At 63.5% G+C, this 23,867-nt stretch carries 21 protein-coding genes; 15 read left to right on the forward strand and 6 right to left on the reverse strand.

Annotated elements, in window-relative coordinates:
* Positions 1 to 27: 27 nt before the first annotated feature.
* Positions 28 to 456 carry a GNAT family N-acetyltransferase gene (locus AB5Y47_RS06700; protein WP_010673565.1) on the reverse strand — a complete coding sequence of 143 codons (429 nt, stop codon included), beginning with the start codon at positions 454 to 456 and terminating at the stop codon, positions 28 to 30.
* A 179-nt stretch (positions 457 to 635) separates the two neighbouring features.
* On the opposite strand from AB5Y47_RS06700, the gene rdgC reads away from it, so the two are divergent.
* A complete protein-coding gene (gene rdgC / locus AB5Y47_RS06705) occupies positions 636 to 1,547 on the forward strand; it encodes a recombination-associated protein RdgC (RefSeq protein WP_010673564.1) in 912 nt (303 codons plus the stop codon).
* A gap of 179 nt (positions 1,548 to 1,726) precedes the next feature.
* Here rdgC and AB5Y47_RS06710 read toward each other — a convergent pair whose 3' ends face one another.
* Entirely contained in the window at positions 1,727 to 2,344 is a 618-nt protein-coding gene (locus tag AB5Y47_RS06710; RefSeq protein ID WP_368220047.1) for an arylesterase, read from the reverse strand.
* Positions 2,345 to 2,456: 112 nt separating this feature from the next.
* Here AB5Y47_RS06710 and ggt point away from each other — a divergent pair, with 112 nt between their 5' ends.
* Together ggt and ybaL are read left to right on the forward strand one after the other, a co-directional pair.
* The gene (ggt, locus tag AB5Y47_RS06715; protein WP_323950041.1) at positions 2,457 to 4,238 is read left to right on the forward strand and encodes a gamma-glutamyltransferase; all 1,782 of its coding nucleotides are present in this window, start codon (positions 2,457 to 2,459) and stop codon (positions 4,236 to 4,238) included.
* Between the two features lie 374 nt (positions 4,239 to 4,612).
* Positions 4,613 to 6,244: a YbaL family putative K(+) efflux transporter gene (gene ybaL / locus AB5Y47_RS06720; RefSeq protein WP_139737264.1), complete on the forward strand. Its 1,632-nt coding sequence runs from the start codon at positions 4,613 to 4,615 to the stop codon at positions 6,242 to 6,244.
* Positions 6,245 to 6,342: 98 nt separating this feature from the next.
* On the opposite strand, the gene AB5Y47_RS06725 is transcribed toward ybaL, so the two are convergent.
* A complete protein-coding gene (locus AB5Y47_RS06725) occupies positions 6,343 to 7,644 on the reverse strand; it encodes a sigma-54 dependent transcriptional regulator (RefSeq protein WP_010673560.1) in 1,302 nt (433 codons plus the stop codon).
* Between the two features lie 346 nt (positions 7,645 to 7,990).
* Here AB5Y47_RS06725 and AB5Y47_RS06730 point away from each other — a divergent pair, with 346 nt between their 5' ends.
* From AB5Y47_RS06730 to AB5Y47_RS06750, 5 genes are all read left to right on the forward strand, one after another.
* Entirely contained in the window at positions 7,991 to 8,569 is a 579-nt protein-coding gene (locus tag AB5Y47_RS06730) for a hypothetical protein (RefSeq protein WP_223924172.1), read from the forward strand.
* Positions 8,570 to 8,756: 187 nt separating this feature from the next.
* Entirely contained in the window at positions 8,757 to 9,716 is a 960-nt protein-coding gene (locus AB5Y47_RS06735; protein WP_081331937.1) for a hypothetical protein, read from the forward strand.
* Positions 9,717 to 9,768: 52 nt separating this feature from the next.
* Complete coding sequence (locus tag AB5Y47_RS06740; RefSeq protein ID WP_039039335.1) at positions 9,769 to 10,446, forward strand: C39 family peptidase; 678 nt, start codon at positions 9,769 to 9,771, stop codon at positions 10,444 to 10,446.
* Positions 10,447 to 10,453: 7 nt separating this feature from the next.
* Complete coding sequence (locus AB5Y47_RS06745) at positions 10,454 to 11,113, forward strand: hypothetical protein (protein WP_069651683.1); 660 nt, start codon at positions 10,454 to 10,456, stop codon at positions 11,111 to 11,113.
* Between the two features lie 62 nt (positions 11,114 to 11,175).
* The gene (locus AB5Y47_RS06750) at positions 11,176 to 12,375 is read left to right on the forward strand and encodes a transporter (RefSeq protein WP_041213311.1); all 1,200 of its coding nucleotides are present in this window, start codon (positions 11,176 to 11,178) and stop codon (positions 12,373 to 12,375) included.
* Positions 12,376 to 12,471: 96 nt separating this feature from the next.
* Here AB5Y47_RS06750 and AB5Y47_RS06755 read toward each other — a convergent pair whose 3' ends face one another.
* Positions 12,472 to 13,749 (reverse strand): FAD-binding oxidoreductase, encoded by a 1,278-nt coding sequence (locus AB5Y47_RS06755; protein ID WP_042014744.1) that lies wholly within the window; start codon positions 13,747 to 13,749, stop codon positions 12,472 to 12,474.
* Positions 13,750 to 13,798: 49 nt separating this feature from the next.
* Complete coding sequence (puuR, locus tag AB5Y47_RS06760) at positions 13,799 to 14,407, reverse strand: HTH-type transcriptional regulator PuuR (protein ID WP_029314011.1); 609 nt, start codon at positions 14,405 to 14,407, stop codon at positions 13,799 to 13,801.
* Between the two features lie 309 nt (positions 14,408 to 14,716).
* Here puuR and AB5Y47_RS06765 point away from each other — a divergent pair, with 309 nt between their 5' ends.
* The 5 genes from AB5Y47_RS06765 to AB5Y47_RS06785 all read left to right on the forward strand — a co-directional run bounded on the left by AB5Y47_RS06765 (position 14,717) and on the right by AB5Y47_RS06785 (position 21,230).
* Entirely contained in the window at positions 14,717 to 16,180 is a 1,464-nt protein-coding gene (locus AB5Y47_RS06765; RefSeq protein WP_109112434.1) for an NAD-dependent succinate-semialdehyde dehydrogenase, read from the forward strand.
* A gap of 232 nt (positions 16,181 to 16,412) precedes the next feature.
* Positions 16,413 to 17,702, forward strand: a complete 1,290-nt coding sequence (gene gabT / locus AB5Y47_RS06770) for a 4-aminobutyrate--2-oxoglutarate transaminase (protein ID WP_109112432.1) — start codon at positions 16,413 to 16,415, stop codon at positions 17,700 to 17,702.
* Between the two features lie 233 nt (positions 17,703 to 17,935).
* Positions 17,936 to 18,073 carry a hypothetical protein gene (locus AB5Y47_RS06775; protein ID WP_164882979.1) on the forward strand — a complete coding sequence of 46 codons (138 nt, stop codon included), beginning with the start codon at positions 17,936 to 17,938 and terminating at the stop codon, positions 18,071 to 18,073.
* Complete coding sequence (locus tag AB5Y47_RS06780) at positions 18,073 to 19,416, forward strand: APC family permease (RefSeq protein WP_324042228.1); 1,344 nt, start codon at positions 18,073 to 18,075, stop codon at positions 19,414 to 19,416. Before AB5Y47_RS06775 ends, AB5Y47_RS06780 begins: the two co-directional genes overlap by 1 nt.
* Positions 19,417 to 19,886: 470 nt before the next feature.
* Complete coding sequence (locus tag AB5Y47_RS06785) at positions 19,887 to 21,230, forward strand: APC family permease (RefSeq protein ID WP_039039328.1); 1,344 nt, start codon at positions 19,887 to 19,889, stop codon at positions 21,228 to 21,230.
* A gap of 75 nt (positions 21,231 to 21,305) precedes the next feature.
* Here AB5Y47_RS06785 and AB5Y47_RS06790 read toward each other — a convergent pair whose 3' ends face one another.
* On the reverse strand, positions 21,306 to 21,698 hold the full coding sequence (locus AB5Y47_RS06790) for a hypothetical protein (RefSeq protein WP_319895795.1): 393 nt from the start codon (positions 21,696 to 21,698) through the stop codon (positions 21,306 to 21,308).
* A gap of 251 nt (positions 21,699 to 21,949) precedes the next feature.
* Here AB5Y47_RS06790 and AB5Y47_RS06795 point away from each other — a divergent pair, with 251 nt between their 5' ends.
* The gene (locus AB5Y47_RS06795; RefSeq protein WP_042881131.1) at positions 21,950 to 23,104 is read left to right on the forward strand and encodes a Na/Pi symporter; all 1,155 of its coding nucleotides are present in this window, start codon (positions 21,950 to 21,952) and stop codon (positions 23,102 to 23,104) included.
* 137 nt (positions 23,105 to 23,241) lie between these two features.
* A complete protein-coding gene (locus tag AB5Y47_RS06800; protein ID WP_010673545.1) occupies positions 23,242 to 23,712 on the forward strand; it encodes an FKBP-type peptidyl-prolyl cis-trans isomerase in 471 nt (156 codons plus the stop codon).
* The last annotated feature ends 155 nt before the right edge of the window (positions 23,713 to 23,867 follow it).

Genomic DNA, 23,867 nt, shown 5'->3' on the forward strand with positions numbered 1-23,867 from the left:
CAACCGGGGCAGCCCCAGACGTCAGATTCAGACGGCTTGGTAATGCATCTGGTACTGAAGATGACCGGTGAGGGGATCGGGCACCTCCCCCCCGATTTCAAAGCCGTGGCGGCGGTAGAAACGCACCGCAGGCTCGTTCTCCACGAAGACCCGGGTATGCAGCTCGGCACATCTGGATCTGGCTTCCTGCAACAGGGCGTGCCCCACCCCCCGCCCCTGCCTATCGGGGCGCACGAAGAGTGCAGCCAGGTAATCATCCACCAGCGCCATGAAGCCGAGCAGGTCCCCTCGCTCCTCGAACACCCAGATGCGGGCGTGATCGAGGTAGCGGGTACGCAGCTCCTCCTGAGCCTGCCACCAGCAGGAGGCATCGACGAAATCGTGGGCCTGCAGGGAGGCCAGGAGCCAGATTTCGACGATCTCTTCCATGTCTTCCGGCCGACTCTGTCTCAACATGGTCGCCTCCTTGTCAGCAATGTGAACACTCGCAGTCTAGGGGAGTTGGGCCCGCTCCCGGGGGATCAAGGTGGGGCCCTGTGAGGTCGATCGCCCTTTATTTAGCGAGAATGATTGGCTGATCACAAAGCGCCTCTCTAGTACAATGCCCGCCGGACAATCTAGAGACCGAGGACGCCATGTGGTTTAAAAACCTGCAGATTTACCGCTTTACCCGCCCCTTCGACCTGACCGTTGAGCAGCTGGAAACCCAGCTGGAAGCCTGCGCCTTCACCCCGTGCGGCAGCCAGGACATCTCCCGGTTCGGGTGGGTCAAGCCCCTTGGCAAATTCGGCTCCACCCTGACCCACGCCGCCTCTGGCCACATCCTGCTGTGCGCTCGCAAGGAAGAGAAGATGCTGCCCGGTACCGTGGTCAAGGAGATGCTGGCGGAGAAGGTAGAGGCCATTGAATTCGAGCAGGGCCGCGCCCTCAAGAAGAAAGAGAAGGAGGCGCTGAAAGAGGAGATCATGCACACCCTGCTGCCCCGCGCCTTCAGCCGCACCAGCCAGACCTTCGCCTGGATAAACCCTGCCGACAACCTGATGGTGGTGGATGCAGGCTCCGCCAAGAAGGCGGACGATCTGCTGGCGCTCTTGCGCAAATCCATCGGCTCCCTGCCGGTAGTGCCGGTGGCCCTCAAGAACCCGCCCGAGATCACCATGACCGAGTGGCTCAATGAGGGCAACCTGCCCGCCGCCTTCACCCTGGAGGACGAAGCCGAGCTGCGCAGCGCCATGGAGCACGGCGGCATCATCCGCTGCAAGCAGCAGGATCTGATGAGCGAGGAGATCAAGAATCACCTGGCCAACGACAAGCTGGTGACCAAGCTGGCCCTCAACTGGGGCGAAACCCTGAGCTTCGTGCTGGGGGACGATCTCTCCATCAAGCGCCTCAAGTTCAGCGAAGAGCTGCGCGAGCAGAACGACGACGTCACCAGTGAAGATCCCGCCGCCCGCCTGGACGCCGACTTCGCCCTGGTCACCGCCGAGCTCTCCCAGTTCATCCCGGCCCTGTTTGCCGCCCTGGGTGGTGAAGAGCAGTCCATCTAAGCAAATTGGCTCAGCCTGATTGCAAAAAACCGCCTTCACGGCGGTTTTTTCATGTCTTCGGGCATTGTCGCCACGGGCTGGACGCCTCTGGAGTAGCGCCGTCGCCCTCCCGCCGCGCAATCTCCTGACCCCATAGGCTTTAGCAGCATGGCGAACTGCCCCGGCAGCATGACACCTCGCTAGAGTGCCCCCCTTTCCTGCAACAGTCGATGAAGTCGCTGCGCCAGGGTGCGGTAACCCTCGGCATTGAAATGCACCGTATCGGACTTCAGGGCCGGGTCTCGCAGCAACTCGCCGATGCTGTCGTTGTCCAGCACCAGCCCGTACTGCTCTGCCAGCTCCTCGTAGAGGGGAGCGCCATCGGCAAACAGGGATTTTCGGGGCACCCCGACAAGCAGGATCTGGGCCCCGCTCCCCTGCACCGCCTCTATCATGGCGGCGAGATTGGCCTTGAGGGCCGCCTCCCCGCTGCCACGCAGGATGTCGTTGCCCCCTTCCAGCAGGATGACCAGAGCGGGTCTGTGCCGGGCCAGCAACCCGGGCAGGCGTGCCCTGCCGGCCTGGCTCAGCTCTCCGGACACCCCGCCATTGACCACGGGATGGCCGCTCAGGGTCGCCAGCACGCTGGGGTAGCTTTGGGACGGGCTTACCCCGCGCCCCTCGGTCAGACTGTCCCCGAAGGCGAGCAGGGTCTCCCCCTGGGCCAGCGGTCTGAAGGTCGGCTCCCCGCAGGCCGTCAGCAACAGGCAGAGCAGCCCCGCCATGCAAGGTTTCGCCAGCTTCCCCCGGTGTGTCATGAGCGCCTCCTTGAGAGCATTGTAACCATATGAGTATTAAGACAAACTTTTAATCAAGCTCCAAGTGTGACACATTTCGGCAGGTGAACAAGAAACCGACAAGGAGCCTGTCATGTCCCTCAAACCCCTCGGCCTGCTGGTCGCCCTCGGCCTGCTTGGCGGCTGCGCCTCCCAGGACGGCTTTCACTATGTCCCTCCTCCCCAGACCCTGATCGCCCCGGAGGCGGCCAGCGGCTGGATTGACAAACCGGGCTGGCAGGGCCGTGACTTCATGGTGGCGGCGGCCAACCCGCTGGCGGTGGATGCGGGCTACCAGATCATCAAGGCGGGGGGCAGCGCCGTCGATGCGGCCATCGCCGTCCAGCTGGTATTGACCCTGGTGGAACCTCAATCCTCGGGCATCGGCGGCGGCTCCCTCATGCTGGTGTGGGACGGCAAGCAGGTGGCGGCGGTGGATGGCCGGGAAACAGCCCCCGCCGCTGCCACCGATCAGCTCTTCATGAAGGAGGGCAAACCCATGGCCTTCTATGAGGGGGTGGTGGGCGGGCGCTCCGTCGGCGCCCCCGGCACGGTGCGAGCCCTGGCCCTGGCCCACGAGCGCTATGGCAAGCTGCCCTGGGCCACGCTGTTCGAACCCGCCATCACCCTCGCGGAGCAAGGGTTCGTGATAAGCCCCCGCCTCGCCACCCTGCTGGCAAAAGATCCCTATCTGGCCGGGGATCCGGACGCCCGTGCCTACTTCTATCAGGCGGACGGCACTCCCAAGACGGCAGGTACCCGGCTCACCAACCCGGCCCTGGCCAGGGTGCTGCGTACCCTGGCAAGCGACGGCCCCGACGCCTTCTATCGCGGCCCGCTGGCCGAGGCCATGGTGGCCAAGGTGCACGCCCACCCGACCAACCCCGGGGTGCTGAGCGCCGCCGATCTCGCCAGCTACCAGGCCAAGCTGCGGGACGGGCTCTGCTTTGACTATCGCCAGAGCGAGATCTGCGGCTTCCCGACCCCCTCCTCCGGCACCATCGCCCTTGGCCAGATTTTCGGCATGCTGGAAAGCCGGGACATGGCCGCCCTCAAACCGGTACAGGGGGAGCAGGGTCAACTGGCCGCCTCCAGCGAGGCCATTCACCTCTACAGCGAGGCGGCACGCCTCGCCTTCGCCGATCGCAACCAGTACGTGGCTGATGGCGACGTCGTCGACGTGCCGGTGACAGGCCTGCTGGACAAGGGCTATCTGGCGCAGCGGGGACACCTTATCGGCAACCGCTCCATGGGCGTCGCCCAGCCCGGCAACCCGCCCCGGGCGCTGGCCTGGGGCCGGGACGCCACCCCGGAGCTGCCCTCCACCAGCCACATCTCCATCGTGGACAAGAGCGGCATGGCGGTGGCCATGACCAGCTCCATCGAGGATGGCTTCGGCTCGCGGCTGATGGTCAACGGCTACCTGCTGAACAACCAGCTCACCGACTTCTCCTTCACCTCGGTGGACGCCGCCGGCCTGCCGGTGGCCAACCGGGTGGAGCCCGGCAAGCGCCCCCGCTCCTCCATGTCGCCCCTGCTGGTGTTTGACAAGGCAAGCGGCGAGCTGGAGATGAGCCTGGGTTCCCCGGGAGGCTCGGCCATCATCAACTACGTGGGCAAGGCGCTGCTCGGCACCCAGGATTGGGGGCTCGACCTGCAGCAGGCCATCAACCTGCCCAATTTCGGCAGTCGCAACGGCCCCACCGAGCTGGAGCAGGGGCGCACGCCCGACGCCGTGGTTCAGGGGCTCAAAGCCAGAGGGCACGAGGTCCTGCTTAACGAGCAGACCTCCGGGCTGCAGGGCGTCCAGCGCCATGCCGGCGGCTGGCTGGGGGCCGCAGACCCCAGACGTGAGGGGGTCGCCAGGGGAGAGTGATGCCCCTTCAGCACCCTCGTTCACCATGGAGGAGGCCAGCCTCCTCCATGCCTTGTGCTCATAGCTGTTCTCCCTTGCCTCCCAATATCATCATCGATTGATTATTCCTGCCAATTTTTCTTTAACTGCACACTCTTTTCACCCAATCGCAATGCATTAAAGATGCTTTTCATCAAAACCAACGCTAAAACTGGAACAGTGTTGCTCATGGCATATAAATGCATTACTTTTCAATAGAAACGGCATCTGTTGCCCTCAAGATTTCCCCTTGATACGGCCAACTTCTGTCTCTTTCGCCCCCTGCTCATTGACAGCTGCCCTCTTCGCCTTCGGGTGATCTGGTAGCCCCTGACTGCCATTAGCGAGGTGACGACATGGACCACTCACTCCCCCTTATCACCACCCTGGTAGGCGGCCTCGTGCTGGCCTACCTCTTCGGCATGCTGGCAAGCCGCCTGCGCATCTCCCCCATGGTGGGCTACCTCGCGGCCGGCGTGGTATGCGGCCCCTTTACGCCGGGCTATGTCGCCGACCTGCGGCTCGCCCCCGAGCTGGCCGAAATCGGCGTCATCCTGCTGATGTTTGGTGTCGGCCTGCACTTTTCCGTGAAAGACCTGCTGTCGGTGAAACACATCGCCATCCCGGGAGCCATCGTCCAGATAACCCTTGCGACCCTGCTCGGCCTTGGCCTCTCCCAACTGCTCGACTGGACCGTGACCGCCGGCCTGGTGTTTGGCCTGGCCCTCTCCACCGCCAGTACCGTGGTGCTGCTGCGCGCCCTGGAGAGCCGCGGCCAGCTCGACACCAACGAGGGACGCATCGCCATCGGCTGGCTCATCGTGGAGGATCTGGTGATGGTGCTGGCCCTGGTACTGCTCCCCATCCTCGCCAACCTGCAGCAGGGGGGCGAGGCACTGACCCCGGCCCAGGTGATGGCGGATATCGGCCTGACCCTGGCCAAGGTGGCTGCCTTCATCGCCCTGATGGTCATCGGCGGGCGACGCCTCATCCCCTGGCTGCTGGCCCGCACCGCCGCCACCGGCTCCCGCGAGCTGTTCACCCTGGCCGTCCTCTCCTGCTCCCTTGGCATCGCTTTTGGCGCCGTCAAGCTGTTTGGCGTCTCCTTTGCCCTCGGCGCCTTCTTCGCCGGCGTCGTGATGAACAGCTCCCATCTGAGCCACAAGGCGGCCAACGACACCCTGCCCCTGCAGGACGCCTTCGCCGTGCTCTTCTTCGTCTCCGTGGGCATGCTGTTCGACCCCGTCATCCTGCTGCGCGAGCCCCTGGCCGTGCTGGCCACCCTGTTCGTCATCGTGATCGGCAAATCCGTGGCCGCCTTCGCCATCGTGCGGCTCTTTGGCCACAGCCAGCGCACGGCGCTGACCATCTCCGCCAGCCTGGCACAGGTGGGGGAGTTCTCCTTCATCCTGATGGGTCTCGGAGTCATGCTCGAGCTGGTCCCCGGAGTCGCCCGTGATCTGGTGCTGGTCGGCGCCTGTTTCTCCATCGTGCTCAATCCGCTGGTCTTCAACCAGGCGGAGCGCTGGCTGAGGCGCCATCCCGATCCACGCACCGATGGGTCACCTCACCTCTGCCCCTTGCAGGGCCATGTGGTGGTAGTGGGCGCCGACGAGATAGGTCAGCACCTCATCCGGCAGTTGCATGAACAAGGCAGGGAGATGGTGGTGATCGATACCGACGAGCGACTGCTGGCCCCCTGGCGCGCCATGGGGATCACCTGTCTGGCGGGCCATCCCATCCAGCAGGATCTGCTGACGGCGGCGCTGCCCAACGCCAGCTGGCTGCTGATCACCCTGGATGACAGCCTGCTGGCCGGTGAGATAGCCATCAGGGCGCAGGAATACGGCGCCCTGATGCGCATCGCCGCCTGTGCCCACCAGCACGAGGAGGTGCATCATCTGCGCGTGCGCGGCGTGCATCAGGTGGTCAAGAGCGAGGAGGAGGCTGCGCGGCGACTCTGTCACCTCGCCATGGAGATGGCCTGAAGCTCATCGGAAGTCACGAGTCCCCACGACGGGGCCAGACAAGAAGCCCGGGCCTGCTGCCCGGGCATTTTGCATGACGGGGCGATATTGCCGTCCCCTCACAGCAGATCGTGCTTGTCCAGCAGGCGATAGAGGGTGGCCCGGGAGATATCGAGCGTGCGGGCCACCTCCTCGAGCTGATCGGGGAAGCGGGCCAGCGTCCGTTGCAAGGCCTGACGCTCCGCCGCTTCGCGCACCGCCTTGAGCGAGCCGTCGAGCAGCAGGCTGTCCATGTTGGTCAGCTCCATGTCATCGGCTTCGATGAAGGGGCCGCTGCACATGACCACCGCCCGCTGCACCCGGTTGCGCAGCTCCCTCACATTCCCCGGCCAGCCATAGGACTGCATGGCCTGGCGCGCCTTGCGGGTGAAGCTGAGCACCCGCCCGCCCCGCACTTCCGCCAGAATGTCATCGGCAAGGAGCTGGATGTCTTCCGCCCGCTCACACAAGGCCGGGGTGCGCAGGCGCACCACGTTGAGCCGGTAGTAGAGATCCATGCGAAAGCCGCCGCTGGCCACCGCCTGCTCCACATCGATATTGGTGGCCGCGATGATCCGCACATCCACACGACGCGTCAGGTGGCTGCCCACCGCCTCTATGCACTGCTCCTGCAAGAAGCGCAGCAGGGTTGCCTGATCCTCCAGTGGCAACTCCCCTATCTCGTCGAGAAACAGGGTGCCGCCATCGGCGGCCTCTATCTTGCCTATCTTGTGGTGCTGTGCCCCGGTGAAGGCCCCCTTGACGTGGCCGAACAGCTCGGACTGGATGAGCTGATGGGGCATGGCCCCGCAATTGACCGCCACGAAAGGGCTCTCCTCCCCGAACGTGCTGTAGTGCAGCTCCCGGGCCACCAGCTCCTTGCCCGTGCCGCTCGGTCCCGTCACCAGTACGGGCAGGCGGCAATGCTGCAACCGCACGATCTGGTCGCGCAACTGGCGGATGGGGGCGCTCTCCCCCTGGATGAAACGCAGCTGGGGTTGCAGTCGGGGGCGGTGTCGCCGGATGAGGCGCGCCATCCCCAGGGCATGTCCCAGGCTGTGGGAGAGCCTGTCTCTGTCCAGGGGAAAGGTGTGAAAATCATGAAAACAGGCTGCCAGCAAATTGCGAAGGGCTTCGCTGGCGAGACAGTCCCGCTGGATGAGGCCGATCCACAAGGCGCCGGAGTGCTGCGCAATCAGGTTGTAGAGGGCTTCGTGCTGCTGATGCTCGATCACCACCAGCACCAGGGGATAGTCCTTTTCCTGCAGTTTTTTCTCTGCCACCACCAGGGAGCTTGCCTGCTCCACCTGCCACTCGCCTTGTTCCAGCAGGCTTTCCAGTACGGCACATGAATTGATGAGCAACAATGCCGTTTCTGTCATAGGGACAACTCCTTGTTATCGCCACTGCACGAAGGAGTCTGACGACTTGTCCAGATAACTCCCTTTATCATCAAATGGCGCCATTTAATATGGCCAGACGATGATAACTATAAACCATCCCGCCTTTAGATTGATGGCACCACAATATTGAGACAGCCAAATTATCCGTGAGAAAAAATAAATCCATTGATAAATAAGCGCTTACTTCACGACATAATATGTCGCTCTCAACATTGAGACGTAAAAACAATTATATCAAATAAAAAACAACTAAAAATCATATGGTTGTAAATTGGCATGGTCGTTGCTCTCTCCAATAAGCCCTCCTGGCATATGGAGACAGAACATGAAAATATATATTGCATTGGCAGCATTTCCTTTTCTGGCATTTGCCACCCCCTCAATGGCACAAAACCGGGTCGATCTCGGTGCTCAGGCATTGAGCAATATTCGTGGTTCCATGGGCGTCAATATGGTTGCCGGCAATAACAACCAACAAGGCAATCTTGCCGCCATCGCCATTTCGGGTCCGGCCGTCATTCAATTTGGTCAGCTGAATCAATCCACCACCAATCTGAACGGCAGCCAGAGCGTCGCCATCCTGGGCTCGGCCCTGAGCCAGAACCGGGGACTGGTCGGCATCAATCAGGGGGCGGGTGAGGGCAACCAGCAACTGAACGCCTTCGCCCTGTCCCTCGATGACAGCGGCCTGGGTGTCGTGACCGACATCAATCTCAGCTCCAGCGTCGCGAAGACCCCAGGGGGAAAGCCCCCCGCCAACACCACTACCAGCATCTATCTGGATGACACCGCCCTCACGGGCAGCAAGGGGGTCATTCAGGTGAACCAGGTCACGGGACAGGGAAACCAGTCAGTCAACATGGTTTCCCTGCCCCTGGCTGGCGCAGTAACGGCATCCCCATGATGCCGCAGGGATAGGAAGCCAGGCCCGGGGGTATCAGCCGATGGGCATATCTTCCGCTGAAAGTTCAATGGAGAGACTCATTATGCGTGGACTTATTTATAGCTCATTAGCCGCCGCGGTCATCATGGCCATGTCGGGCACTGCATCCGCCGATTACCGCGGTGACAGAGATGAGACAGGGGCAACCTTGACCAAGAAGGTCAAGGCAGAAGTCGATGTGGAATACGAAGGCAGGGTCAATGTCGGCGGCTACATCAACGTCAACAAACTCGGCATGGCCGTCGTGGACAACCAGCAGTCCAGTTCCATGATAGGCACCGCCAATACAAGAACGGAGAACACGAGCAAGATCGACGGCTCGTTCAAGGGTGCATCCGGTAACATCGGCGCCAACGTCGCAGCCGGTGACTCCAACGTACAGGGCAACAGCGCTTCCCTGGCCGCCTATGATGAGGTCGATGCCGAGTTCATCATGGGTCGTGGTCAACAACAACATGGCGCCCCTGGCGGATCGTCGGATGCCGAGGTCTTCTCCACCCAGAGCGCCAGCAACAACTGGACGACCAATCACGGCCATCAGAACAAGGCCGGTGTGGGCGATGGGGCCTTCAAGGATGCCGCAGGCAACATCGGGGTCAACGTGACCTCGGGCTCGGGTAACGTCCAGGCCAACAACATGGCAGCCTCCGTGTCCACCGGCAACATGGCCGTGGCCACCGTGGCCAACAGCCAGAGCGTCTCCAAGAACATGACCGAAAACCAAAGCCTGAGTGCAACCAAGACGGTTGACAAGGCGGGTGTGTTCCTCGGTCTCAAGGCTTGGGGCGATTACGAGGGGGGCGGTACCGGTCATGATGTCAAGAAAGGACATGACCACGACAATGACAACGACAGGTACGGCAACAACAACCCGAAAGATGATGGCAAGTTCGAGTTCAAGGAAGAGGGTGACATCAAGCTCAGTGGGTACGCCGTCGGGTATATTCCCGTGGTCAACACCTACACCAGCCGCGAAACCTTCAACCGGGCAACCATCGATGGCGGCGCCTTCAACGGTGCCGTGGGCAACATCGGGGTGAACGTCTCCTCGGGGACCAACAACCTGCAAGCGAACAATCTCTCGCTGGCCGCAGGGTTTGCCAAGTAAGTCGATGCGAGGGGGCCCAGTGCCCCCTTTTTCCCTGACACTGGAGGTCTGAATGCGCTGGCTGTTGCTGTTGCTGTGCTGTCCTGCCGTCTGGGCGGGCTCGGTGCCACTGGGGGAGCATCTCCCGGCGCTGGGGGATCTCAACAAACCGGTGCAGAGCATTCTGGAGCGTCGGTACGCCAACATCGAGCGCCAACATACGGATTTCAGCTGCGGGGCCGCCGCCGTCGCCACCATCTTGCGCTACGCCTACGGCCATGCAACCAATGAACGCTGGGTCATGGATGGCATGCTTGCCATGGCAGACCCGGAGCAGGTCAAGCACTACGGCTTCTCCATGCTCGACATGAAGCAGTACCTGCAAATGCTCGGCATGCGGGTCAGAGGGTATCGACTGGGCGATGAAAAACTGCGCCAGGTGAGGGTGCCCACCATCGTCCTGCTCAACATTCGCGGCTATCAGCACTTTGCCGTGCTGCGGGCCATCGATCGCCACGATCGCGTCTATCTGGCAGACCCGGCCCTCGGCAACCGGGTGATCACGTTCAAGGAGTTCAAGGAGAGCTGGAACGGCATCCTCCTCGCCGTCATCGGCGCGGGCTATCGTCCCGATGCCCCCCTTGCCAACCCCTCTCCCCCGCTCTCTGTCAGAGGCAAGGATGGGCTCTTCGCCCCGGTCAATGAAACATCCCTGCTGGAATTCGGTTTTCAGCACAAAGAGCTAATGTGAGGTCATCATGAATACCCGACCCGCCCTATGCCTCCTCTGCAGCCTGGGTGGCATCGCCTCTCCGCTGCTGGCAGCACCGGACCCGCTGGCCCATCTGTCAGACCACTTTGCGCCCGAACTGGCGGACGGGGAGCTGGCCCACCTGCGCGGCCGCTATGTCAGCAGCCATGGCATCAGCTACTTCGGCATCGAGTTCATCTCGTCACTGACCACGGCCCAGGCCCAGCAGACGGCGGCCATGAACCTGGCGCTGAGCATTGTGCAAAACAAACCCAAGCTGGATGTGCGCGTCAAGGATGAGGTCAAGCCCGCGGCCACGCCCGCCAAGGAGACCCAGGTGCAGGGGGCCGGGCTGGTGCAGGTCGTTCAACTGGAGGGGAGTGGCAACAGCTCGGTCAACCAGACCGGTATTGAACTGACCACCCCCACTATGACGGGACACCTGGTTCAGGCGGGCAGCTACGAGCATCAGGGCGATCTTGGCACCGCCACCTATCGGGTCTCAGGGAATTATGCCGGCTTGCAACTACACTCTTCCGACGGCCGGGTCCTGCTGGAGCAGAGCCTGCGCGGTACCGACTTCAGCCGGGGGCTGCTGCAGTTCAACAAGGTCAGAGGGGACGGTTTGCAGACGCTCAATCAGACCCGCATCTGGTTTTCGCGCTGAGCACCGGTGAGCCCGGGGGCTGAACCATCAGAAAGGATGATAAACAACAAGGACGTATCCCGATGAAACAGTCTCGCATGCTGTTGATTGCCCTCGCCCCCTTCGCCTGCTGGGGGGCCACGGCCGAGGAGGAGGCCCTGCAACAACAGCTGGATCTCCTGCGCCAGCAACTGATCCAGCAAAACCAGGCCCTTCATCAGCTCCAGGCTCGCCTGGAGGCCGTCAAGGCAGCCGGTGCCACGACGGCAACCGCCGGGGTCGGAGCCGGGGCCGCCGTCGCCTCCACCCAGCAGGACGCCTCACGGCGCACGCCGGAGGTCGGCCGCAGTACCGAAGACCTGATGATCGAACAGCACAATGTGTTCGACCGCGCCCTGACCGTCGATGTGGGCCTCTCCTATCAGCACTACAACCGCAAGGATCTCGCCCTGCGCGGCTTCCTCGCCCTGGACGCCATCTTCCTTGGCGAAATCAACCTGGATCGGGTGCGCTCCGATCAGTGGACGGCGGATGTCATCACCCGCTACACCCTCAACGATCGCTGGCAACTGGAGCTGGCCCTCCCCTACATGTTCCGCAACACCAACTACCAGAGCACCGGCAAGGAGAACTCCAGCCGCGACTTCGAGGAGCAGAGCGTCAGCGATGGCGGTCTGGGGGATCTCAGCCTCGCCATCTACTACAGGGTCATGGCCGAGAGCGAGGATTGGCCGGATCTGGTGTGGAACTTCCGGGCCAAGGCGCCGACCGGCAAGGATCCTTACGGCATCGAGATCAACACCTCGGAATCGGGCAACCTGGTGACCCCCAAGGAGCTCGCCACCGGCAACGGGCTCTGGCAGCTCTCCACCGGCTTCTCCCTGGTCAAGACCATGGATCCCGCCATCCTGTTTGCCAGCCTCAACTATGGTCACAGCCTCAAGCAGGACTTTGACGATATCTCCTACCAGCCCGGCAACCAGCCCGGCAGCATCCAGCTGGGGGACTGGTATGAATATGGCCTGGGGGTCGCATTCGCCCTCAACGAACGCTTCAGCCTCTCCTTCAACATCAACCAGCGCGTCACCATGGAGTCCGAGCAGGGGTCCGAAGGCTTTGCCATGGAGAAGGTCACCGGCTCCGATGCCAACGCCGCCAGCTTTGGCATGGGGTCGACCTGGGCCATCACCGACAACCTCTCCATGGCGGTCAACTGGTCTGCCGGGCTCACCACGGATGCACCGGACTACACCATCGGGATCCGCTTCCCCTACCGCTTCTAGCCCCGTGCCCGGGCAGGTTGACGACAAAAAACGAGGGAGGCATAACGCCTCCCTCTTCTTGTTGTCGCCAGCCAGCCTAGCGGGCCATCGGTGACATCACACCCCCAGGCGATCGCGCAGGGTGTACCAGGCGGCGCCGGCGGCGGTGAAGGGGATGCGCAGCAGGCGGCCACCCGGGAAGGGGTAGTGCGGCAGCCTGGCGAACGCATCGAAGCGCTCCGCCTGACCGCTCAGCACCTCGGAGAGCAGCTTGCCCGCCAGATGGGTACAGGTGACGCCGTGGCCGCTGTAGCCCTGCATGTAGTAGATGTTGTGACCGATGCGGCCAAACTGCGGCAGGCGCGACAGGGTGAGCAGGAAGTTGCCGGTCCAGGTGTACTCCACCTTGACGTCGGCCAGCTGCGGGAAAGTCTTGAGCATCTTGGGGATGATCAGCCGCTCGATGTCCGCCGGATCCCGCGCCCCGTAGACCACGCCGCCGCCATAGATGAGCCGGTGATCGCCGGAGGTGCGGTAGTAGTCGAGCAGGTAGTTGCAATCCTCCAGACAGTAGTTCTGTGGCAAGAGTGAACGGGCCCGCTCCTCTCCCAGCACTTCGGTGGCGATCACCTGGGTGCCGCAAGGCATGCTCTTGCTGGCCAGTTCCGGCACCAGATTGCCGAGGTAGGCGTTGCCGGCCACCACGATAAAGCGTGCCTTCACCGCCCCTTTGGCGGTCTTGACCAACGCCGGCTGACCCGGAGTAATGCTGGTGACGGCGGACTGCTCGAAGATAAGCCCCCCCTGCATGCGGATGGCTTCCGCCTCCCCCAGCGCCAGATTGAGAGGGTGAATATGGCCGCCGCTCTTGTCCAGCAGGGCGCCGACGTAGCGATCGCTCGCGACCACCTCGCGCACCCCGTCGGCATCGAGCAGCTCCAGCTGGTCGTTGCCCCACTTCTCCCAGCGCGCCTTCTGCGCCTTGAGCTCGTGAAGCTGCTTCTCGGTCTCGGCGGCAAAGACCCCGCCCTCCTGCAGATCGCACTGGATGTTGTAGCGTTTGATCCGCTCGCGGATGATCTGGCCCCCCTCAAACAGCATGGAGCCGAGCAGCCTGGCCTGATCCGGCGGGCAGTTCGCTTCGATGGTGTCGATGTCGCGGCTGTAGGAGTTGACGATCTGGCCGCCGTTGCGGCCGCTGGCGCCAAAGCCGACCCTGGCCGCCTCCAGCACCACCACCTTGTACCCCTTCTCCACCAGATGCAGCGCACTGGAGAGGCCGGTGTAGCCTGCGCCTATGACGCAGACGTCGCACTCCAGCTGCTCGGTGAGCGTGGGATAGGGCGCGTGTTTGTTGGCACTGGCTGCGTAGTAACTCTTTACATGTTCGGTCATGATCCCTGTTTCCTTACCGGTTCGTTTCCAACACAACGGGTTGTTCACATTAAAAGCTGGCCGGGGTGTGGGCGCTGACGATGCGGCAGACCTGCCCCGAGGGATTGCTGAAACTGTGGGGCTCGCCGGTGTCGATGACATAGCTGTCCCCGGCGCACAGTTCATAGGTCTGGCCGGCCAGGGTCAGCAACACCGACCCTTCCAGCACGGTGCCCACCTCCTCCCCCTGATGCTTCACCACGCCGCCGGTGTCGGTGCCGGGGGCATAGGTCTCCAGCATGAAGCCGAGCTGGCGCCGATTGTTGCCGTTGTGCACCAGCTTCATGGAGACCCCCTGGCTGCCGAGCTCGATGAGCTGCTCCGCCTTGATCACCACGCTGGGCGTGCTCGCCACCTCCTCTTCGGCGAAGAAGCGCGACAACGGCAGCTCGTAGACGCTCAGCAGCTTTTGCAGGGAGGCCACCGAGGGGCTCACCTTGTTCTGCTCTATCATGCAGATGGCGCCGTGGGTCAGGCCGCTCAGCTCCGCCACCCGGCGCTGGGAGAGCCCAAGCTCCCTGCGGATCCGGGCAAGCCGCTCCCCCATGTTTCTCTCGTGCTCCGCCAGGGGGTTGTCCGTCATGGTCCGCCACCGGACCTCGCCACGGGATTGCTCCATCGCCCACCTCCTTCCATGGTCATTCGAATACCTGGGGCCGACTGGTCAATATAGTGAGTCAGGAACGTCAGCCCCGTTCACTATCCTGCACAACCCAGAGCGTTCATTATTTTGCACACCCTGCGCAATGAAAACCGCTACAATCGCGCTAACAGCCCCATTTCTAGCATGTGACGCCCAGTTCACTCAAATATATTTAACACTTGAAAAACATTTCGGCTCATTTTATGGTCATTACGTGCTTATTATTCTATACGGCGGTGCCCACATAAACGCGCCACCCAGACCCACTATCGAGGCCCCTTACTTATGTCAGCATCACAACCTGCTCTCTCCCTGATCAAATCCCTGGCCTATGTCGACGGCCGCTGGTGCGAGTCCCTGGGCGGGCGCCGGTTCGAGGTCCTGAACCCGGCCACCGGCCAGGTCATCACCCAGGTGCCCGACATGGACGGGGAGGATACCCGCCTCGCCATCGCGGCCGCCCACGCGGCGCAACCCGCCTGGGCGGCCCTCACCGCCAAGGAGCGCAGCAGCAAACTCTACGCCTGGTTCGAGCGCATCATGGCCAACCAGGAGGAGCTCGCCCGCATCATGACCTGCGAGCAGGGCAAGCCGCTGGCGGAAGCCAAAGGAGAGGTGGCCTACGGCGCCAGCTTCATCCAGTGGTTCGCGGAAGAGGGCAAACGTGCCTATGGCCGCACCATCCCCGGCTTCTCCGCCGATCGGCGCCTGGCCACCATCAAGCAGCCGGTGGGGGTCGTGGCCGCCATCACCCCCTGGAACTTCCCCATCGCCATGATCACCCGCAAGGCGGGTCCGGCGCTGGCCGCCGGTTGTACCATCGTCATCAAGCCCGCCGCCGAAACGCCCCTCTGCGCCCTGGCGCTGGCGGTACTGGCGGAGCAGGCGGGCATTCCCGCCGGGGTCATCAACATCGTCACCTCCCATCAGGCGAGCGCGGTGGGCAACGAGCTGTGCAGCAACCCCGTGGTGCGCAAGCTCTCCTTCACCGGCTCCACCCGCATCGGCAAACTGCTGATGCGCCAGTGCGCCGACACCATGAAGCGCCTCTCCCTGGAGCTTGGCGGCAACGCCCCCTTCATCGTCTTTGACGACGCCGACCTCGACGCCGCCGTGGCCGGGGCCCTGGCGTCCAAATACCGCAACGCCGGCCAGACCTGCGTCTGCGCCAACCGCATCCTGGTGCAGGCCAGCGTCTACGACGCCTTCGCCGAGAAGCTCGCCGCCGCGGTCAAGGCCTTCAAGGTGGGGGACGGCATGGGCGAGGGTGTCCAGATCGGGCCCCTCATCAACCCGGCCGCCGCCAGCAAGGTGGCCGAGCTGGTGCAGCAATCGGTCGCCGCCGGTGCCCGGGTGCTGGTGGGGGGCGACGCCCACCCCGCCGGTCCCCTCTTCTATCACCCCACCATCCTGACCGAGGTCACCCGGGGCAACCCCATTCTGGACGAGGAGATCTTCGGGCCCGTCGCCCCTCTGGTGCGCTTCGAGACGGAAGCCGAGGCCATTGCGCTTGCCAACGACACCCCCTATGGCCTGGCCGCCTACTTCTATGGCCGCGACATCGCCCGGGTGTGGCGAGTGGCCGAGGGGCTCGAATACGGCATGGTGGGGATCAACGAGGGGATCATCTCTACCGAACTGGCCCCCTTTGGCGGGATCAAGGAGTCGGGACTGGGCCGGGAAGGGGCGGCCGAAGGGCTGGAGGAGTACCTGGAGACCAAATACCTCTGCTTTGGCGGCATTCGCTGAGGGAAATGAAAGGGCTATCGCATCGTTAAAACAGATGCGTTATGACGCAGCCTATCGCTTTTACAGATAGAAAGAGGGGGTCGCCGGTCACGACCGAGCGCCTTGTGGGCCCTGAGGGCACACCCGGGGCCCCCTTTTGCGAACAGGCCGCCCTGCCCGAGGGCAGTTGGCGGCACACATATGGCCAGATGGCACAGGAACAGCGGGGGCCCATGCCCCTCAGGGAGGAAAGATGAGTCATTCAAGCAACAACCAGCAGTGGCAGGCCCGCCGCGAAGCGGCCGTGGTCCAGGGGGTCGGCACCCTGCTGCCGGTCTTCATCGACCGGGCGCACAACGCCGAGCTGTGGGACGTGGAAGGCAACCGCTACATCGATTTTGCCTCCGGCATCGCCGTGCTCAACACCGGCCACAACCACCCCAAGGTGGTGGCGGCGGTGCGCGAGCAGCTCGAGAAGTTCAGCCACACCTGCTTCCAGGTCACCCCCTACCCCGGCTATATCGAGCTGGCGGAAAAATTGAATGCCCTGGTGCCCGGCCCCACCCCCAAGCGCACCCTCTTCCTCTCCACCGGCGCCGAAGCGGTGGAGAACGCCATCAAGATCGCCCGCGCCCACACCGGTCGCAGCGGCACCATAGCCTTCAAGGGGGGCTTCCACGGCCGCACCATGATGGGCATGGCCCTCACCGGCAAGGTGGTGCCCTACAAGACCGGCTTCGGCCCCTTCCCGGGGGAGGTCTATCACCTCCCCTTCCCCGCCGACTACCTGGGAGTGAGTGAAGACGATGCCCTGGCCGCGCTGGATCTCTGCTTCAGCGCCGACATCGAACCCACCCGGGTGGCCGCCATCATCATCGAGCCGGTGCAGGGGGAAGGGGGCTTCTACCCCGCCTCCGCCAGCTTCCTGCAGGCCTTGCGCAAGATCTGCGATCAGCACGGCATCCTGCTCATCTGCGACGAGATCCAGACCGGTTTCTGTCGCACCGGCAAGACCTTCGCCACCGAATACAGCGGTGTCGAACCCGACATCATGACGCTCGCCAAGAGCCTGGCCGGCGGCTTCCCGCTCTCTGCCGTGGTGGGCAAAAGCGAGGTGATGAACGCCGCCAAGCCCGGTGGCCTGGGGGGAACCTATGCGGGCTCCCCCATCGCCTGCGCCGCCGCCCTGGCGGTGCTGGAGGTGATCGAGGAGGAGCGCCTGAACCAGAAGGCCCTGGCCCAGGGGGAGCAGATCAAGGCACGCCTGCACCAGCTGGCGACACGGTTTGACTGCATCGGCAACATCCGCGGCCCCGGCGCCATGGTGGCCATGGAGCTGGTGAAGGAGGGGGATGCCGCCAGACCGGACCCGGATCTCACCAAGCGGTTGGTGGCCGAGGCGGGCAAGCGGGGGCTGGTGCTGCTGGCCTGCGGCGTGCGTGGCAACGTGATCCGTTTCCTCGCCCCTCTGACCGCCCCGGCAGCCATCGTCGACGAGGGGCTGGACCTGCTGGAGCAGGCCCTGTCCGCCTCCCTGGCCTGATCCGGAAGACCGCGTTCGCCCACGTGCAAAAAAATGCGTTTTTGCTCCCTTGATATGCTTGTCAAGGGGGCATCACGAATGCACAATGCGCCGCCGTATTCAAGGACCGTCCGCTCATCGGAGCCCGGTTCTTTTTTTGCGCCAAACAAATCCATAACGAGGCCGGAACAGACCGGAAATGATAACGAGGTGGCACGCCATCTCACGACACCCGCTTCTTAGTGAGGAACTCCATGGGGCATATCATCGCTTTCCTGCCGGCCCGCGCCGGTCTGCGCCATCCGTCCGCATCCCGGACTGGCGCCCCCACCGTGCAGGATGACCTCACCGTCAGCCTGATCCCGTCAGCCAGCCTGCGGGGGATCGCCTGATGCACCCGCACCCCGCCGGTCTGAAAAAAAGCCTGAAACTCTGGCACGTGGTCATCATGGGGCTGGCCTATCTCACCCCCATGGCGGTGTTCGACACCTTCGGCATCGTCACCGAGATCACCGAAGGTCATGTGCCGACCGCCTACCTGCTCGCCCTCATCGGCATGCTGTTCACCGCCATGAGCTACGGCCACCTGGTGCGCAAGTTCCCCTCGGCAGGCTCCGCCTACACCTATGCCCAGAAGGTGTTCCACCCCTATGTGGGTTTCATGGTGGGCTGGGTCTCCCTGCTCGACTACATGTTCATGCCCATGATCAACATGCTGCTGGCCAAGATCTACATGGAGGCCCTCTTCCCCGGCGTGGCCCCCTGGACCTACATCCTGGCCCTGGCCGCCGTCATGACCTTCCTGAACCTGCGGGGCATCAAGCTGGTGGCGAACTTCAACAGCCTGATCGTCATCATGCAGTTCAGCATCATCGCCGTCTTCATCGGCCTCATCGCCTGGGGCGTGAGCCACGGCGAGGGGCTCGGCACGGTGGCGAGCAGCCGCCCCTTCTTCTCCGAGCAGATGCACATCAATCCCCTGCTGACCGGCGCCTCCATCCTCTGCCTGTCGTTCCTCGGGTTTGACGCCATCACCACCCTGTCGGAGGAGACCCCGAACGCGGATCGGGTGATCCCCCGGGCCATCGTGCTCACCGCCCTCATCGGCGGCGTGCTCTTCATCTCCGTCTCCTACTTCCTGCAGCTCTTCTTCCCGGACATCTCCCGCTTCCAGCAGCCGGATGCGGTGCTGCCGGAGATCGCCCTCTATGTGGGCGGCAAGCTGTTCCAGGCGGTGGTGCTGGTCTGCACCACGGTGGCGGTGCTCGCCTCGGGGCTCGCCTCCCACGCCGGGGTATCGCGCCTGCTCTACGTGATGGGCCGGGATCGCGCCCTGCCGAGCCGCGTCTTCGGCTACATCCACCCCACCTGGCAGACCCCGGCTCTCAACGTGCTGCTGGTGGGCATGCTGGCCCTCTCGGCGGTGGCCTTCGATCTGGAGATGGCGCTGGCGCTCATCAACTTCGGCGCCCTGGTGGCCTTCACCTTCGTCAACCTGGCGGTGATTGCCCACTTCTATCTCAGGCTGGGTCACAACAAGACCCTGAAGGATCACCTGCTGTTCCTCGCCCTGCCCCTGTGCGGCGCCGCCTGCATCGGGGTGCTCTGGCTCAACCTGGAGCCCGCCTCCTTCGAGCTGGGGCTGATCTGGGCCGCCCTCGGTGCCATCTACCTGCTGCTGCGCTTCACCGTGTTCCGGGTCCGCCTCGGCCGCCCCGAGCAGGACGCCTCCTGAGCGAAACCGGCGCCCCCAGGGCGCCGGTTTCACATGGCGGCAAAGCAGGGCGCCAGCTGATGACAAGGTTGTCATCGACTTTCCGGCAGCGGTAGCGAAGTGATCGCTCACGGGGGGAACAAATTCCCCGCTGGCGGCCTTTTTCGCTTGTCTCCTCCCCCCCCTGAGGGCACAATACGGCGCCCCTTGAGAGCCGATGTTTCAACAACATCGGTTCTTTGCTTTTCTGGGGCACACCACCATTCACCAAGAGGCCGGCCATGTGCCGGAATTGATACCCAGATTGCCAAGCAATCTCCCGACGTTGTGAGGAAAAACATGGGGCATTTCACTGCTTTCCTGCCGGTCCCCGCCGGCGTGCGCCACGCATCTGTGCCACAGATGGGCGCCCCCTGTGTCCAGCGACGCGTTCCCGCGTCCCTGATCCCGTCCCATCTCGCCCACGGGGCCTGTGCAGAGGAGAAAGCGTGATGGCCGGTGCCAAGCTGCTCAAGACCCTCACCCTGTTCCAGGTCGTGGTGATGGGTCTGGCTTACCTCACGCCCATGGCGGTATTCGATACCTTCGCCATCGTCGGTGACATCACGGATGGTCGCGTGGCCACCGCCTACCTGCTGGCGCTCGGCGGCATCCTGCTGACCGCGTTCAGCTACGGCCACCTGGTGCGCCGCTTCCCGTCCGCAGGCTCCGCCTACACCTATGCCCAGAAGGTGTTTCACCCCTATGTGGGCTTCATGGTGGGCTGGTCTTCCCTGCTGGACTACATGTTCATGCCGATGATCAACATCCTGCTGGCCAAGATCTACCTGACCGCCATGTTCCCCACCGTGGAGCCCTGGATCTTCATCTTCGGTCTGGTGACCGTGATGACCTTCCTGAACCTGCGCGGCATCAAGCTGGTGGCGAACCTCAACGGCTTCATCGTCTTCATCCAGATCGCCATCATCGTCACCTTCCTCGGCCTCATCGCCTGGGGCCTGAGTCACGGTGAAGGGGCCGGCACCCTGATGAGCAGCCGTCCGTTCCATGTGGAGTCTGCCAGCATGCTGCCGCTGTTCACCGGCGCCACCATCCTCTGCTTCTCGTTCCTGGGCTTCGACGGCCTGAGCTCCCTCTCCGAAGAGACCCCGAATGCCGGCAAGGTGATCCCCCGTGCCATCGTGCTGACGGCCCTCATCGGCGGCATCATCTTCGTCACCGTCTCCTACAGCCTGCAGCTCTTCTTCCCGGATCTGGCCCGCTTCAAGGAGCCGGACGCCGTGCTGCCGGAGATCGCCCTCTACGTGGGTGGCACCCTGTTCCAGAGCGTGGTGCTGGTGTGCACCACTGCGGCCGTGCTCGCCTCCGGCATGGCGGCCCACGCCGGCGTGTCGCGCATCCTCTACGTGATGGGGCGCGATCGCATGATCCCGGAGCGGGTGTTCGGCTATATCCACCCCACCTGGCGCACCCCGGCCATCAACGTGCTGCTGGTGGGGGCCCTGGCCCTCTCCGCGGTCTCCTTCGATCTGGACATGGCCCTGGCCCTGGTGAACTTCGGCGCCCTGGTGGCCTTCACCTTCGTCAACCTCTCGGTGATCGGCCAGTTCTGGGTGCGCGAGAAGCGCAACAAGAGCCTCAAGGAGCACCTGCTGTTCCTGGTGCTGCCGCTGCTGGGGGCCGCCACCATCGGCGCCCTCTGGATCAACCTGGAGCAGAGCTCCCTGGAGCTTGGCCTCATCTGGGCGGGGATCGGGGTCACCTACCTCTTCCTGCGCCTCGCCGTGTTCCGCATCCCCTTCCGTCAGTACGAGGAAGCGGCCGACGGCCAGTAAGGCGGCACACACGCCCAAACAGAAGGGGAGCCCATGGCTCCCCTTCTTGCATTCAGACGTCCGGTGCGCGGACCCTCACCCCTGATTGAGCACGGCCGTGGCGGCCGCCTTGACCGGATCCCTGGCCACGGCGTTGACATCCTTGCGGGTCTGGTTGACCTTGTCCTGCGCCTGCTTCACACCGGCTCTCTGCTTGTTCAGGGCCGCATTGGTGTGCTGCCTGGTCTCTTTCAGTCCCGCCGTCTTCTTGTCCAGCACGTCCGTGGTGTGTTTCTTCACCTCGGCATTGGCCTTCTCCTTCTGCTTGCGCACCAGCTTGTCGGCATCGCAGTTGCCCTTGACCCCCAGGGTGGCGTTCATCGCCTCGTTCCTGACCGCCTTGTCGAGGTTGCACTCGGACTTGAACACGCTGGCCTGCGCACCGGCAGACAGCAGACCCAGGGAGAGGCACAAAACCCATGCACGCATCATCACTTCCTCAGTTTCAAGACAGGAAAGTCCGGCAGCATATAACCCTGGGATCCCAGTGCAAGGGCAGGGGCCGGTGATGAGCCGGATGGCGTCATATCGGCGTTTGCTCCGACACCTTTTGTCTGCGACGCCCCCTGCCGCCCTGTCACCAAAGCATCATAAAAGTGTCACGTTGTCATATTTCTGTCATGGAGCCTTGTTGTAATGCGCCCGTCCATTTTCAACGCAGAACGACCCCAAGAGGCCATATGCACAGCACCGCATCTTCCGCACCCCAGCAGATCCGTCGTCCCGGCCCCCTGTTCAACTGGCTCGCGGTGATCACGCTGATCTACCTGATCCTGGTCGCCGTTGGCGCCGTCTCCCACGGCTTCAAGGGCTTCTCCGGCGGCGCCGAGGGCGCGGCCCAGATCTTCGCCTTTGCCAACAACCCCTTCGTCGCGCTGCTGCTCGGCATCCTGGCCACCGCCCTGGTGCAATCCTCCAGCACCGTCACCTCGGTGATCGTCGGCCTGGTGGCAGGGGGCCTGCCCATGGCCATGGCCATCCCCATGGTGATGGGGGCCAACCTCGGCACCACCATCACCAACACCATCGTCTCCCTGGGGCACATCCGGGACAGAGGCGAGTTCCGCCGCGCCTTCGCCGCCGCCACCGTGCACGACTTCTTCAACCTGCTGGCGGTCTTCATCTTCCTGCCCCTGGAGCTGATGTTCGGTCTGCTGCAAAAGAGTGCGGAAGGGATTGCCAGCCTGCTGCTGGGCTCCGCCGACATGTCGATGAAGGGGATGGATTTCATGAAGCCCCTCATCTCCCCGTCCCTGGATCTCATCGACGGTGCCGTCGCCTTCCTGCCGGGCAAGGGGGGCGCCATCGCCACCATTCTCATCGGGATTCTGCTCATCCTGTTCTGCGTCACCGCCCTTGGCAAGGTGCTGCAACAGGTCATGGTGGGCCGTGCCAAGGAGCTGCTGCACAAGGCCCTGGGCCGTGGCCCGCTCACCGGCATCGCCTCCGGCACCCTGGTCACCGTGATGGTGCAGTCCTCCTCCACCACCACCAGCCTGATGATCCCCCTGGCGGGAGGCGGCGTGTTCAGCACCCGCCAACTCTATCCCTTCACCCTGGGGGCCAACATCGGCACCACCATCACCGCCCTGCTGGCCGCCACCGCCATCAGCGGTGCCGGTGCCCAGCTCGCCCTGACCATCGCCCTGGTCCACGTGCTGTTCAACCTCTTCGCCGTGGTGCTCATCTACGGGGTACCCTTCCTGCGGGAGCTGCCCATCAAGGCCGCCGAAGCCCTGGCCCGGGTCGGCAGCGAGAACAAGCTGCTGGCGCTGGGTTACGTGGCCGGGCTCTTCTTCGCCCTGCCCGCCCTGATGATGGTGGCCGTCAAGTAAATCCGAACCGGGGGCATCATGCCCCCGGTGCCTTGCCCGTCCGGTCACATCCTCCAGCATCCCCCCTCGCCCTCCCTCCCCGGCTGGGATAAGATGCCCCTTCATTGCACTCTGATTTCAAGGAACAGGAAAACCCGATGAAATTCATTCTGATAGCCCTTCTTATCGCCGGCGCCGCCTACTACTTCTACTCCAGCAGCAACAACCGGAAGCTGGCGGAAGAGAACGTGCGCAAGGGGGCCGAGTTCCTCGCCAGCAACCAGGAAAAACCCCTGGTGACCACCACCGCCTCCGGCCTGCAGTACGAAGTGCTGACCCCGGGCACCGGTACCGTTCACCCCACCGCCACCAGCAAGGTGAAGGTGCACTACGAGGGCAAGCTGCTGGACGGCACCGTGTTCGACAGCTCCGTCGCCCGTGGCGAACCCATCGAGTTCGGCCTCAACCAGGTGATCAAGGGGTGGACCGAAGGGGTGCAACTGATGGTGGAAGGGGAGAAGACCCGCTTCTACATCCCCGCCAACCTGGCCTATGGCGATCGCGCCGCCGGCAAGATCCCGCCGGGCTCAGTCCTCATCTTCGACGTGGAGCTGCTGGGCATTCAATAAACCCGCCCGGGGCCCGCGTTGATCTTGGCGGTGGCGCTGCGGGGCATCCCGTCAGAGGCCACGTCCGACGGACCCTGATCACAACGCCGGCGCACTGCGCCGGCGTTGTCGTTTCTGCCCCGCTCTCCCTCGCCCTGATGCCAGATTATCAACCA

It is taken from the genome of Aeromonas sp. R7-2 (genome assembly GCF_040908105.1).
Classification (GTDB): Bacteria; Pseudomonadota; Gammaproteobacteria; order Enterobacterales; family Aeromonadaceae; genus Aeromonas; species Aeromonas caviae.